This window comes from Acetobacter okinawensis JCM 25146, assembly GCF_000613865.1.
In the GTDB taxonomy this organism is placed as follows: Bacteria; Pseudomonadota; Alphaproteobacteria; order Acetobacterales; family Acetobacteraceae; genus Acetobacter; species Acetobacter okinawensis.
The window spans coordinates 1-13,687 of sequence record NZ_BAJU01000025.1; the positions used below are offsets into that span (position 1 = coordinate 1).

General features: G+C 58.8%; 8 protein-coding genes and 6 pseudogenes. 11 read left to right on the plus strand and 3 right to left on the minus strand.

What is annotated here, in order from left to right:
• Positions 1 to 187: pseudogene (locus JCM25146_RS21465) on the minus strand (vitamin B12-dependent ribonucleotide reductase); the annotation flags it as partial.
• A gap of 185 nt (positions 188 to 372) precedes the next feature.
• Between JCM25146_RS21465 and JCM25146_RS18780 the strand changes: the two are divergent.
• From JCM25146_RS18780 to JCM25146_RS10500, 7 genes and pseudogenes are all read left to right on the plus strand, one after another.
• Positions 373 to 752 (plus strand): annotated as a pseudogene (locus JCM25146_RS18780) (NADH-ubiquinone oxidoreductase subunit NDUFA12 family protein).
• Between the two features lie 57 nt (positions 753 to 809).
• Positions 810 to 1,346 carry an outer membrane lipid asymmetry maintenance protein MlaD gene (gene mlaD, locus JCM25146_RS10475; protein ID WP_025827826.1) on the plus strand — a complete coding sequence of 179 codons (537 nt, stop codon included), beginning with the start codon at positions 810 to 812 and terminating at the stop codon, positions 1,344 to 1,346.
• Positions 1,347 to 1,398: 52 nt separating this feature from the next.
• Entirely contained in the window at positions 1,399 to 1,614 is a 216-nt protein-coding gene (locus tag JCM25146_RS10480; RefSeq protein ID WP_025827828.1) for a hypothetical protein, read from the plus strand.
• Positions 1,611 to 2,240, plus strand: coding sequence for a DUF2155 domain-containing protein (locus JCM25146_RS10485; protein ID WP_081774829.1), 630 nt, complete (start codon positions 1,611 to 1,613; stop codon positions 2,238 to 2,240). Before JCM25146_RS10480 ends, JCM25146_RS10485 begins: the two co-directional genes overlap by 4 nt.
• Before the next feature lie 89 nt (positions 2,241 to 2,329).
• On the plus strand, positions 2,330 to 3,073 hold the full coding sequence (gene otsB, locus JCM25146_RS10490) for a trehalose-phosphatase (protein ID WP_025827833.1): 744 nt from the start codon (positions 2,330 to 2,332) through the stop codon (positions 3,071 to 3,073).
• Between the two features lie 3 nt (positions 3,074 to 3,076).
• Positions 3,077 to 4,417, plus strand: a complete 1,341-nt coding sequence (locus JCM25146_RS10495) for an alpha,alpha-trehalose-phosphate synthase (UDP-forming) (RefSeq protein ID WP_025827835.1) — start codon at positions 3,077 to 3,079, stop codon at positions 4,415 to 4,417.
• The gene (locus tag JCM25146_RS10500) at positions 4,414 to 4,920 is read left to right on the plus strand and encodes a disulfide bond formation protein B (protein WP_025827837.1); all 507 of its coding nucleotides are present in this window, start codon (positions 4,414 to 4,416) and stop codon (positions 4,918 to 4,920) included. The genes JCM25146_RS10495 and JCM25146_RS10500 overlap by 4 nt, the downstream gene beginning before the upstream one ends.
• Before the next feature lie 70 nt (positions 4,921 to 4,990).
• Here the strand turns inward: JCM25146_RS10500 and JCM25146_RS24930 are convergent.
• Positions 4,991 to 5,607: pseudogene (locus JCM25146_RS24930) on the minus strand (NUDIX hydrolase).
• 33 nt (positions 5,608 to 5,640) lie between these two features.
• Here JCM25146_RS24930 and JCM25146_RS10510 point away from each other — a divergent pair.
• The 4 genes and pseudogenes from JCM25146_RS10510 to JCM25146_RS18795 all read left to right on the plus strand — a co-directional run bounded on the left by JCM25146_RS10510 (position 5,641) and on the right by JCM25146_RS18795 (position 12,461).
• Positions 5,641 to 6,573, plus strand: a complete 933-nt coding sequence (locus tag JCM25146_RS10510) for an aldo/keto reductase (RefSeq protein WP_025827838.1) — start codon at positions 5,641 to 5,643, stop codon at positions 6,571 to 6,573.
• 101 nt (positions 6,574 to 6,674) lie between these two features.
• Entirely contained in the window at positions 6,675 to 8,942 is a 2,268-nt protein-coding gene (gene uvrB, locus JCM25146_RS10515) for an excinuclease ABC subunit UvrB (protein ID WP_051544201.1), read from the plus strand.
• A 78-nt stretch (positions 8,943 to 9,020) separates the two neighbouring features.
• Positions 9,021 to 9,678, plus strand: a pseudogene (locus JCM25146_RS18790) (2OG-Fe(II) oxygenase).
• Positions 9,679 to 9,721: 43 nt separating this feature from the next.
• Positions 9,722 to 12,461: pseudogene (locus tag JCM25146_RS18795) on the plus strand (M16 family metallopeptidase).
• Positions 12,462 to 12,535: 74 nt separating this feature from the next.
• Here the strand turns inward: JCM25146_RS18795 and JCM25146_RS18800 are convergent.
• Positions 12,536 to 13,587, minus strand: a pseudogene (locus JCM25146_RS18800) (hypothetical protein).
• Positions 13,588 to 13,687 lie beyond the last annotated feature (100 nt).

Here is a 13,687-nt window from a genome sequence, read left to right on the forward strand (position 1 = left end):
TCCAGCGCGAGGCAAGGGCAGGCAGGTCGATCGGGTCGTCCCCCGGCACAAGCTGGGCGAGCGCGGACGCGGCGTCCACATCCCACTCTGCGGGCAGGGTCACGGAGCGAAGGGGTGCGTCCGGGTCTGCTGCGGCCTCCAGTGTGCTCATCAGCACACCGTTCCAATGGCGTCTGGCTGTTGTCATGCAGGCATGTTACCGCCGTGCGCACAGGCAGCGGAACCCGACAAAACACGTCCCGGACGCCGTTATCACCCTGCAAAATGAGGATATGGGGGATAACTTTTGGCGTGCCCTGCTCGCGCGCGGTTGATCGGGCGATTTGCGATAAAACATGGACCGCGGGCTGTGCGGAGTCCTATCATCCAGCTATGGCAAATTTCGGAACATGGCTGCATACGCGCCGGAAGGGGCGGTTGATTGGCAAGGATGCCGATGGCCGCTGTTATTATGAATCAACCGGCCCGGCCCGCAAGGGTGGCGGCATGGAGCGCCCCGAGCGTTGGGTGATCTACCATAAGGGGGAGGATGCCTCCGCCGTGCCCGCTGAGTGGTGGGGCTGGCTGCACCATACGCTGGATGCCCCTATTGCGCAGGCCGAGCGTAAGCCATGGCAGTTGCCCCACCAGCCAACATGACCGGCACAGCCCAAGCTTACCACCCGCAGGGAAGCCTGTACGCAACCGGCCAGCACCCGCCCGCAACCGGTGATTATGAGGCATGGACGCCCGAGGGTACGTCCGAGGCGTGATTTGCTGTGCATTCCCTGTTAGAGTGGTCTGTCTTATCAGGGAGTGTACGTAAGTTCATGGCATCGGCAATGGCGGAAAAATCACGGCGCAGTCTGGCGGAGCTTCTGACCGGCACAGCCGTGCTGGTGGGGCTGGCAGGTATGCTGGCCGCAGCAGTGGTTGGCGAGGGTCGCAAGACGGATACGGTCGGGTATCAGCTCAGTGCAGATTTTGCGCATGTTGACGGCTTGAGTGTCGGCTCGGATGTGCGGCTGGCAGGCGTGACCGTTGGCACGGTGCAGAGCGAGAGCGTCAACCCGCAGACGTTCAGGGCTCATGTGGTCTTTACCGTGCGCCCGGACATCCACCTTTCGGCGGATACGGCGGCCATTATTACCAGCGACAGCCTGCTGGGCGGCAAGTACATTGCACTCTCCCCCGGAGGGGATGACAAAACCCTGTCCGCAGGTGCGACGATCAGCCAGACCCAAGGCTCGATCAGTCTGGAACAGCTTTTGAGCAAGTTCATTTTCTCCGTGACCGACACGCTGACCCGCGCCAACAAGGATGCGGCAGGGGCGCAGGGTGGAGCCAGTGGCGCGCCCGCGCCCTGAAACGGACATAAAACCGGTCTAGCATAAACAGAGTGATGATAAGGCGGACACAATGACGGCGTTGCGCATATGGCCGCAAGAGGACGGGCAACCCGTGACGTGCCAGGAAAAACTGCGGATGCTGGAAGAAAACTGGCAGGAAGTGCAGCAAGTTCTGGCCGATGCGTTTGAGGATGCAGTGTTAATGGGGGTGAGTGAGCAGGTCATGCGTGAACGTCTGGCGGAACTGGTGTCCTCCCTTGCGTCCCCCAAGGTGAGCCGGGCATGACGGTGCAGGTCTGGCGGCGCAGGTGCCGCTTGCTTGGTGTGGGGCTTGTGTCCTCCCTTGCCTGTGTGGCCTCGGTCTGGGCTGCGGGTACCCCTCTTGCACCCCCTGCTGTTTATCCTGCTGGCACATGGCAGGGTAAAGGTACCGCCGTTGTGCGTGTGCTCGACCGACTGGATGCCCATGTGGAGGTGCTGTCCGTGCCAGTCGGTGGGGAGGCAAAACACTACAAAAATCTGGACATTCTGGCCCGTCGCTGCCTCCAGCGCCCGCCAACCCGTGCGCCTGACGCAGCAGCATGGCTGGAAATACAGGATACACACCCCGGAGGGGCGGCTTTTAAAGGCTGGATGCTAGCCGCCGAACCCGGGCTCGGGGTGCTGGAAAGCTCCGTCTATGATGTGCGCATGGTGCGCTGCGAAGGTGACGATATGGCGCCTTTCCTGCCGCCATTGGCCAAGCCGGTAGCACCGCCCCCCCTGCCGGAGTCTGCCCCTGTGCAGGATGGTGCAGGTGTCGGGGCTGCCGCCCCCACACCGCCGGGTCTTGTGGCGCCATCTGCTCCACCCCGGCCCGCAGCGCCTGATAACGCCAACCCGTTCCAGCCTGATAGTGACGGAGCGTATTAAGGCGCAGGTCTGAAAAATTGTTGGAGTAGCGCCAAACGCGGCATGTGTTTTTTTGTCCGGCGCTAGACAGAAAAGTAAAGAGGTACGTTGTGTTTGGTTCTTCCTTTGCGCAGGACAACCGTTTTAAAATTCCTCCCCTGAGTCAGGCAGCTTTCCTGCTCGATTTTGATGGCACACTGGTAGACATAGCCCCCACACCCGAGGCGGTCGTGGTTCCCCCCGGCCTGTTGGAAACCCTGAGCCACCTGCGTGCCGCCTGTGGGGATGCGCTGGCCATTATTTCCGGCCGCCCGATTGAGCAGATTGACCAGTTTTTGGGGGATGTGCCCTTTGCGGTTGCGGGGGAGCATGGTGTGACCATCCGCCACCGTCCCGGCGGTCCTGTTGAGCGGGCGGTGCTGCCCACCATGCCGCAGCGATGGCTTGTGCAGGCATCGGACCTGCTGGCAACCCTGCCGGGCACACGGCTTGAGCATAAGCAGGGTGGTTTTGTGCTGCACTACCGGGCTGCGCCGGAAAAGGCCGAGGTACTGCGCCAGACAGCCGAGCGCTGGGTGCGGGAATCCGATGGTGCATTTACGCTCCAGCCCGCAAAAATGGCGTGGGAAATCCGCCCGGCCGGGGTGGATAAAGGCTATGCCGTATCCCTGTTGATGGAAACCACCCCGTTTGCCGGACGTAAACCTGTCTTTGTAGGAGACGACGTAACAGATGAGGACGGCATGGCCGCTGTCCATCGTATGGGGGGGGCTTTTTTCCGCATTCCTGCGGATTTTCCTACCCCTTCGGTGTTCCGGGCCTGGTTGGCGTCCCTCGTCGCAGGAAGGGGGTGAGGCATGCAGAGGCTGGTCATTGTTTCCAACAGGGTACCAGCAATACGTGACCGCAAACAGCCCGCAGGGGGTTTGGCTGTGGCGCTTAGGGACGCGATCCGTGACCGTCCGAGCCTGTGGTTTGGCTGGTCCGGGCAGCAGGTGGCGGACTGTGCGGACAGACCACTGGGCATGGATACGGTCGACAACGTTACTTATGCGACCATAGCGCTGACCCATAAGGAATATAACGGGTTTTATCAGGGCTATTCCAACGCTGTTCTGTGGCCGCTGTGCCATTACCGTGCCGGGCTGATGAATTATAATCGGCACGACCAGCAGATTTACATCAACGTCAACACCCTGTTTGCCAACAGGCTGGCCCCTTTGCTGGAGTCAGATGACATGGTCTGGGTGCATGATTACCACCTGTTCCCCCTTGGCAGGATTTTGCGTGGGCTCAAGGTCAAGGCGCGTATCGGTTTTTTTCTGCACATTCCTTTTCCGCCGTGGAGCCTCATGCGCTCCTTGCCCGCTGCTGCGGCCCTTATGCGGGCACTGCGCGCGTATGATGTGATTGGCGTGCAGACCGAGGATGATGCCCGCAATATGAACGAAGCTTTTGCCGTTCTGGGTATTCCTGCACGGGCGCGCGTTTTTCCTATTGGTATTGACCCAGACAGTTTTGCCACCTGCGCGCGTGAGGGACAGGGGCTGCCGCAACTGCGGCGCCTGCAGCAGGACCTGCGTGGCATGCCGCTGATTATTGGTGTGGACCGTATGGATTATTCCAAGGGCCTGCCAGAGCGTTTGCGGGGGTATGATACGTTCCTCAAACGCTATCCGGAATACAGGGGCAAGGTGGTGTATCTCCAGATCACCCCGGTCTCACGCGGGAGTGTGCCGGAATACCAGAGCCTGCGTGCCGAACTGGACCAGCTTGTGGGGCATATTAACGGCACCTATGGCGCGTTTGACTGGACTCCTGTGCGGTATCTTACGCACCCGCTCCCGCGTGAACAGCTTGCGGCGTTTTTCCAGCTATCCAGCGCGGTGCTGGTCACCCCCCTGCGTGACGGGATGAACCTTGTGGCCAAGGAATATGTTGCCGCCCAGCTTGCGGACAATCCGGGGGTGCTCATTCTGTCCCGCTTTGCCGGGGCTGCGGCAGATATGGATGATGCTTTGCAGGTCAATCCACATGATTCGGACGAAATTGCAACAGCCCTGCACAAGGCGTTAAGTATGTCTGCCTCCGAGCGTAAGGTACGCTGGGAGCGGTTGCGTACGGATGTGTGGCGCGTAACGGCCGCAAGCTGGGCGCGGTCATTTATTGCAGCGTTATCCGAGGTCCGAACCGCATGAGACAGAATACCCGGCAGAGTGTGCTTGCGCTTTTAATGATCATGGCGGGGTTTTCTGCCCTGAGCGTTGCCTGGTGGACGCAGCACGAGCTGGGGATCATGCCGTGTGAACTCTGCCTGTGGGAGCGTTGGCCGTGGCGTGTGCTGGTTGTGCTGGGGGTTATGGTGCCTGTTCTGCCCAGCAGATGGGGGCGTGTGGTTTTGTGGCTGTGCGCGCCTGTGCTGCTGGTGGCGGAGGGGCTGGCCATCTGCCACGCAGGGGTTGAGTGGAAGTGGTGGTCAAGCCCGTTCCCCGCCTGCCATGCGGCCCATGTGGTCGGGCGCACGTTGGCCGAGCGCTGGGCATCCATGCCGCTGACTCCTTCCAAACCCTGTGATGCGCCAACATATCTGATCCCGGGCCTGCCGGTTTCTATGGCGGTTATGGGGGGAGTGTTCACGCTTGTTGTGTTTGTTGCGTGGAGCACGGGTATGGTATGGAGCAAAAAGAACAGGCGTTTTTAAAGGGTTTTTTAACTCTCGTGAGCGGGGAGATGTTCTGTTTGAAAAATAATTCAGGAATAAAGGGTGTTTTTTATTCCTGCGTGTGTGCCTGCATGACGGTTTGCGCAATATAAGGCAGGCGCTCGCTGGCCTGTGGGCCAAGCTTACGAATGGCATCATAACTGAACCAGCGGACTTCCTGTGCGTCATCCCCCGCTATGGGGGTGCCAAGGGCAGGCTGTGGCTCGGTGCAGAGCACGGCCAGAATAAGGTAGTGAAAAGCCAGTGTGCCATCAGGCGCATAATGCACACTGTCAAACACATCAATGAGCGATGTTGCCTGCGCTGGTAGAGAGGTTTCTTCCATCAGTTCGCGCTCTGCCGCGCGGAAGAAGGTCTCCCCCCTTCCACCTTGCCGCCGGGAAAACCCCATAGGCCTGCATCGGGGGGATTGGAGCGCCGGACAAGCAGAAAATCGCTGCCACGGCGGACAATGGCCAGCACACCAGCACGGGGAAACACAGGAGATGCGTGAGCGTTCATGGCTGTGTAGTGTAGAACGGCCTGTATGCAGGTCAACCTATCTTTGCAGTTCTGCACTGCATTGCTGCCCATATGCCGTGTTGTATGCAAACTGTGTGACAAGCATGCTGTTATCGGCAGGTCAGAGATATTCAGGGAGAAAGTGAACGTGGCTGCGGAATTCATGACAATTGAGGCATTGCCAAACCGGTCTCGCGCGTGGCGCTGGGTACATGGGCCATGGGGGGCTCCATGTGGGGTGGGGCGGATGACGAGAACGCAGCAAAAACAATCGATAAAGCACTCGATGTTGGGATCAATCTGATTGATACAGCACCAGTCTATGGTTTTGGTCATTCGGAGGAAATTCTGGGCAAGGCCCTGCAGGGACGGCGTGACCGGGTGGTGCTGGCCACCAAGGTGGGGCTGAACTGGCAGAACGGTCAGGTCTTCCGCGATAGCAGAAAAGCACGTGTGGAGGAGGAACTGGATGCATCGCTCAAGCGGCTGCATACGGACCATATCGACCTGTATCAGGTGCACTGGCCAGACCCCAAAACCCCGTTTGAGGAGACCGCACGCGCGCTGGAAAAAAGCGTGCAGAGTGGCAAGGTCCATGCTCTTGGCCTGAGCAATTTCTCGCCTGAACAGATGGACGAATTTCGTAAATTTGCACCGGTGGCAAGTATTCAGCCGCCATATAATCTGTTTGAGCGCGAGATTGAAAAAGATATTCTGCCTTATGCGGTCAGGAACAATCTTGCGGTGCTGGCCTATGGTCCGCTGTGCCGTGGGCTTTTGTCGGGTAAAATGACTGCAGAGCATGTTTTTACCGGGGATGATCTGCGCAAGGTGGACCCCAAGTTCCTACAGCCCCGTTTCAATCAGTATCTGAACGCGGTGCAGGGGCTTGCAACCATTGCGGAGCAGCACGGCAAAAGTCTGCTGGCGCTGGCTATTCGCTGGGTGCTGGACCGTGGGCCGACCATTGCTTTATGGGGGGCCAGAAAGCCCGAGCAGATCACAGCCGTGCAGGACGCTTTTGGTTGGGCACTGAGTGCAGATGACATGGCTGCCATTGACGCGGTTGTGGCGCAAAATGTGACCGACCCGGTCGGGCCGGAGTTCATGGCGCCCCCTGCACGCTCTTGAGCCTGTCCCACCTCCCCGGATTTTTCTGGGGAGGTGCCGGGTGTGGCGTGGTTGGCTTTGCTCCCTTGCGCCGGAGCGCAGAGTTGCCCATCTTATCGGGTATGGGTGCTTCATCTTCTTCCACCACGCCTTCGGCAGCGTTGCCATCGCGGGGTAAAAAACGGGCTTCTCTGAGCGAGCGGGCTGCAAGCCTGCCGCCGGTTACTTTTGTGCCGGAGCAGCAGTCCCCCCGCCCACGCCTGCGCCGGATGGAGGTTGTCTCTGAATATGAACCAGCGGGCGATCAGCCACAGGCGATTAAGGAACTTGTCGCCGGTGTGGAAGGGCAGGAGCGCGATCAGGTTCTGCTAGGGGTTACGGGGTCGGGCAAGACCTTCAGCATGGCCAAGGTGATCGAAGCCACACAGAAGCCAACCCTTATTCTTGCACCCAACAAAACACTGGCCGCCCAGCTTTATGGGGAGATGAAGCAGTTTTTCCCTAATAATGCCGTGGAATATTTTGTCAGTTACTACGATTATTACCAGCCAGAAGCCTATGTGCCGCGCTCGGACACCTATATCGAAAAAGATAGCCAGATTAACGAGCAGATCGACCGCATGCGCCACGCAGCCACACAGGCGCTGCTTGAGCGTAATGATGTGATTATCGTTGCCTCTGTCTCCTGCATTTACGGTATTGGCTCGGTGGAAACCTATGCGCGCATGGTGGTCAAGCTGGAGCTTGGGGGCGAGATTGATCGCGACAAGCTGATTAAAAGTCTGGTGGAATTGCAATACCGCCGGAACGATGCGGCCTTTGCGCGTGGTGCCTTCCGTGTGCGTGGGGAGAGCGTAGATATTTTTCCCGTGCAGAATGAGGATAGGGCATGGCGCGTCTCGCTCTTTGGTGACGAGGTGGATGGGATTATCGAGTTTGATCCGCTCACTGGAGAAAAAACGGCTGATTTGCAGGAAATTACCATATACGCCAATAGCCACTACGTGACCCCGCGCCCAACCCTCAATCAGGCCATAAAAGGCATAAAGCACGAACTGCGCACACGGCTGGACCAGTTTACAAAAGACGGCAAGCTGCTGGAGGCCGAGCGGCTTGACCAGCGTACCACATTTGATCTGGAGATGCTGGAAACCACAGGCGTGTGCAAGGGAATTGAGAATTACTCCCGCTACCTGTCCGGTCGTAAACCGGGGGATCCGCCACCCACCCTGTTTGAATATCTGCCCGCAGATGCTTTGCTGATTGTGGATGAAAGCCACGTGACTGTTCCCCAGATTGGGGGCATGGAACGTGGAGACTTTGCGCGTAAATCCATTCTGTCAGACTTCGGGTTTCGCCTTCCCTCGTGTCTGGATAACCGGCCTCTCAATTTTGCGGAGTGGGACACGTTCCGCCCCCAGACAATTTTTGTCAGCGCAACCCCCGGCCCGTGGGAAATGGAACGCACGGGTGGTGTGTTTGCCGAGCAGGTCATCCGCCCCACGGGGCTGATCGACCCTGTTACGATTATCCGCCCCGTGGAACATCAGGTCGATGACCTGCTGGCCGAATGCCGGGAGACCATAGCCAAGGGCAGCCGTGTGCTGGTAACCACCCTGACCAAGCGCATGGCCGAAGACCTGACCGATTATATGAATGAGGCGGGTATTCGCGTCCGCTACCTCCACTCCGATGTGGATACGCTGGAGCGGATCGAAATTATTCGTGACCTGCGCATGGGCGCGTTTGATGTGCTCATCGGCATCAACCTGCTGCGTGAAGGCTTGGATATTCCCGAATGTTCGCTGGTGGCCATTCTGGATGCGGACAAGGAGGGCTTCCTGCGTTCACGCACGTCACTCATCCAGACCATTGGCCGTGCCGCCCGTAACGTGGACGGCCGCGTGCTGTTGTATGCGGATAAAATGACCGACTCCCTGACCTATGCGGTGGAGGAAACAGCACGGCGCAGGGAAAAGCAGATGGCGTGGAACGAGGCGCACGGCATTACCCCCCAGAGTGTGCGCAAACATATTGGTGATATTGTCGGCTCCGTGTTTGAGCAGGACTATGTGACCGTCGCCCCGGATGAGGATGCAGGCGTGGCCGAGTTTGTAGGTCAGGACCTGAGTGCCACCATTGCCGGGCTGGAAAAGCGGATGCGTGATGCCGCAGCCGAACTGGAGTTTGAGACCGCAGGCCGCCTGCGTGATGAAATCAAACGGCTGGAAGCGCTCCAGCTTGGGCTGGATGTGCCTGCTCCACCAAAGGCAGGGCAGGGGACCGGGCGCAAAAAAACAGGCAAGGAACAGGTGCCCCGCCCATTAGGGCCGGGAGGCGGTGGGTATGAGCTAAAACCGGGCAAGGGGCGCGGCAGACGGCGGGCCTGATTGGGGGCTCTTGTCTATGTGGCGCAACCCTTCTACCGTTTCGGCGGTTAACAGGTTCACTTTCGCGGACAACAGGGTATGACCACGCCACACGCAACCATCCGACCCGATTACGCGGCATTAACGCAGGCTCCTGTCTGCGCGGAGCCCTACACGCACATCATGGTGCCGCATTTTATTCGCAAGGATGATCTGCCCGAACTGTTTGCAAGTCTGCCACAAATCAACTCGGGTGGGTCGTTCCCGCCCCAGTCGCTCAGCCTGTCCCCCCTTGTGCAGGCATTGGTGCGGGAGATGGAAGGCCCGGAGCTGCGGCGGATCATTGCTGACAAACTTGGGCTTGATCTGGATAATGCGCCTTCCATGCTGACCATCCGTGGCCGCACGCGGGAGAAGGATGGGCGCATCCACACCGACTCCACAGCCAAACGGGTGACTATTCTGCTCTATCTCAACCCCGCAGCCGGGGTGGGAAAAACAGGAAGGCTGCTTACGCCTGCTCCGTAGCCCCGATGATCTGGAGGACTACGCCAAGGAAGTACAGCCGGTGGATGGCACATTGCTGATCTTCCCCAATGGCCCCACCACATGGCATGGCCACAAGTCGTTTGTCGGCTCGCGCTATACCATCCAGCTCAATTACATGACCGAGGACGCCAAGGCCCGTTCCGAACTCAGGCGGCACAAGCTGTCTGCTCTGGCCAAAAAACTGCCATTACCCGGTATGGGGTATTAGACGTTTTTTTTCGCGCTGGTTTCCACAGGACACAGGATTTTTCATGATTTTTCGTAAAACCACCATTTCCCGTGCAAGGGCGCTGGCGCTTGTTTCTGCTCTGGCTTTGTGTGGGAGTGCTCTTTCGCCCGTTGGGGCGTTTGCACAGGCGGCAGCGCCGGGTATGCCATCCACCCTTGTGCCGCCTGCGCTCAGCAGCGCGCAGGTGGTGCGGGCAACCCTGCCAATGGCCTTAAGGTTGTGATTGTTCCCAACCGGCTGGCACCTGTGGTGACAACGGAAATCAACTATCTGGTGGGTTCGGCGGAAGCGCCTGCGGGCTTTCCCGGCACGGCGCACGCGCTTGAACACATGATGTTCCGGGGCAGCAAAGGGCTGGACAAGGACCAGCTTGCCGCCGTGGGTACGCGTCTTGGCGGGAGCTATAATGCGGACACGACCGAGGACGTCACCCAGTATTTTTACACGGCTCAGGCAAGAGATCTGCCTGTCCTGCTCAGGATCGAAGCCCTGCGCATGAACGCGCTGACCCTGTCGGAGGCAGACTGGAGCAAGGAGCGCGGCGCAATCGAGCAGGAAGTCTCGCGCGATCTGTCCAGCCCTGCTTACCTGTACCTGGAGCAGTTGCAGGCCATTTTGTTTGCAGGCACACCGTACGAGCATGACGCACTGGGCACGCGCCCTTCTTTTGATAAAACAAAAGCCGCTGACCTGCGGGCATTTTATGAAAAATGGTACGCACCCAACAATGCCGTTCTGGTTATTGTGGGCGACGTAAACCCCGTGACGACCTTGCAGTTGGTGGAAGAAACATTTGGCAGTGTTCCACGTAAAACATTGCCCGCCCGCCACAAGGTAAAACCTGTGCCGCCACCAGCCAAAACGCTTACGCTGGCAACGGATTACCCGGTCGGGTTTGCAACGCTTGCCTTCCCCATGCCTGGCTCTTCGGCGGCGGATTATGCCACGGCGGATGTGCTGTCCGATGTGCTGTCCAGCCAGCGTGGGGCGCTGTATGATCTGGTGCCACAGGGCAAGGCGCTGTTCGCCGGGTTTGAATACGCTCCCAAAAAAGAAGCAGGCTTCGGGCTTGCTCTGGCGGCTTTCCCCAAGGGCGGGGATGCTGCAAAAACTATGGCAGACATGCGCGCGGTGCTGGAAAACATCCGCAAGAACGGTGTTCCCGCCGATCTGGTAGAGGCAGCCAAACGGCGCGAAATTGCACAAATGCAGTTTGCCGCCAATTCGGTCAGTGGTCTGGCAACCACATGGTCCACGGCCCTTGCTTTTCAGGGGCTGGATGCACCGGGGGATCTGGTGGCGGCCTATCAGGCTGTGACACCAGAGGCGGTTAACAAGCTGGCGGCAACCCTGCTCAACCCGGCCCATGCCGTCTCGGCCGTGCTGACGCCGGAAAGCTCGGGCAAGCCGGTATCGGGCAAGGGGTTCGGCGGTGCTGAATCCTTTGCGTCATCCCCCGACAAGCCTGTCAAATTGCCTGACTGGGCAGAAAAGGCGCTGCTCAAGCTCGACAAGCCCGAACCGACTCCGCAGCCGTATGTCAGCACCCTGTCCAACGGGATCAAGCTTATTGTCTGGCCGTCGCATGTCAGCCACACCATTCAGGTCAGTGGTCAGGTGCGGACGACACCCTCCCTGCAACAGCCCGCAGGCAGGATGGGGTGAACGATGTGACTGAAGCCCTGTTCTCCTACGGGACCACCCGGTATGACCGTCTGGCCTTCCAGAAGGCGCTGGATGATATTCCAGCATGGGAGAGTGCGGGGAGTGCGTTCTCCCTGCAGGTGCTCACACCTGATTTTGCAAAGGGTGTGGCTCTTCTGGCAGATAATGAACTGCACCCCGCCTTTGGAGAAAAGGATTTTCAGGTTGTGCGCCAGCAGGCAGCACAGGCGCAGGCGGGGGAACTGCTCTCGCCCGAACATCTGTTCAGCCGTGCCATCAAAATGGCGGTTCTGCCCCCCAAAGACCCCACTTTGCGCGAGGCCACACCACAATCCATTATGAGTGTGACGCGTGATGACGTGCTGGCCTATTACAAAAAAGTCTGGCGGCCGGACGTAACCACCATTGTTGTGACGGGGGATGTCTCGCCCGAAAAGGCGCAGGCAGTCATGGAGCAGGCGTTCGGGAACTGGAAAGCCGAAGGACCCGCCCCTGATATTGACCTGCCAGCCGTCCCTCTGAGCAAGGCGTCCCATGCACTGGTGCCGGACAAGAGCAGCGTGCAGGATGAGGTGGTTCTGGCCGAAACACTGGGCCTGACCGCAGCCCAGCCTGACCACTTTATGCTCCAGTTGGGGAACGAGGTCTTGGGGGGTGGGCTGTTCTCATCACGTCTGTACCGCGACCTGCGTGTTAAAACGGGGTATGTTTACACTGTGGGTAGCGCGTTTGATTGGGGGCGTACCCGTGGCCTGTATACGGTCAATTATGGCGCAGACCCGGATAAGGTCGGCAAGGCGCAGGCCGCTGCTGTGCGGGATATCAAGGCCATGCAGTCTGCACCTCCCTCTGATGATGAGCTGGCTCTGGCCAAGGCGTCACTCTTGCGGAGCATTCCTCTGGCCCGAGCCAGTCTGGACCGGATTGCAGCGCAGTATTTGCACCTGACCGAACTGGGGCTGCCGCTGGATAATGCGGACCGTGGCGCACTGGCCTATTACAACGCAACTGGTGCGGATGTGCAGGCGGCGTTTGGTAAGTGGATACGCCCGGATGACCTGTCATCCATTGTCAAAGGTCCTGCTCCAGCACCGTAAAAGGTAAACACTGCATAAACGGTTAAGCATGAACGGCGGAAAGTGTTCTTTCCGCCGTTTTTTGTGGCGTAAGCCTAGAATACGCTGTTGAACGCAACCTGGGGGGACACATCAAAATTGGTGTTATGGCCAGCAAAATAGGTGGAAACACCAGCAATCACCCCAAAGTTAGGCGACCAGCTATATTCAATGGCCGGGGCGATCTGCCAGTCGCCTGACGACTGGGCAATGGTGTCCACTTTCTGGCCTGTGGCTGTTGTGCCGCGCACATGTGCGCCGTTAGCCCAGTCCCGCGCCAGATCCATGGCCAGAACCCACCTCTGGTTCACGGCATATTCCAGCGAAAAACCGCTCTGCCCATACATGCCCGGCTGAGCACGGCCTCTGAATCCGTTTGATGTGTCATAGCTTGTGACATCGTGCAGATGCGCGGTGGTTACGGCCTTGCGGAAGGTGCTCCACACGCGCAGGCGCAGCTCATGCTGGCCGGGCAGGGTGTAGGTGGACTGGCTGGTCAGGGCCAGACGGAAGGTATAGGCCCCCGCACCTACTCCGTCCTGCGCGCGGCCAAGCCGGCTATAATCCCCCGTAGCATGGCCATGCCTGCAAAAATGCTCAGGGCGGGAATATAGCGTTTGGGGTCTGCATTCACATAGCGCCACATCAGGTCCACGGGCAGGTCACCAAACTTTAGACCACTGCTGGTATTGTTCCCCTTTTTCCAGCGATAGCTGATGACCGGGGTCAGCTGGATGCTGATCGTATCCGTGATCGAATATTTATACAGGGTAAAATTGCTAACTGCTTTTTGCCGCGGATGTAGCGATTCCATGCCGTTATTGTTGTTCAGGTACCCAACAGGCTGGCTGTAGGTCATATAGGGTTCCCACGCAAAAACGCCCTTTTTGACCAGTGCCCCCGAAGGAGAAACAAGGGAGCCGGTGTACCACTGGGGCTTTGCGTCCTGTGTAACCTGCTGTGCGTTTGTTCCACTGCTGTCCGCGGCTGCTGCGTGGGCGCTGGTGGCAATCAGGAGCAGGGCTTGCAAGCCAAGGACTGCACGCGTTTGCCTGTGCGCGGCATGGTGCCGGGGGGCGGAGGCAACGGCCTGCTGGGGGGATGGCATGTTCTGCGGTGCGGTTTTTGGGGGTCTGGAGCGGAGCGCAGTCATTCAGCCAACCTTGTGCAAGACAGTCTTTTGTTATGGAACTGTATCGGTTGCCCTG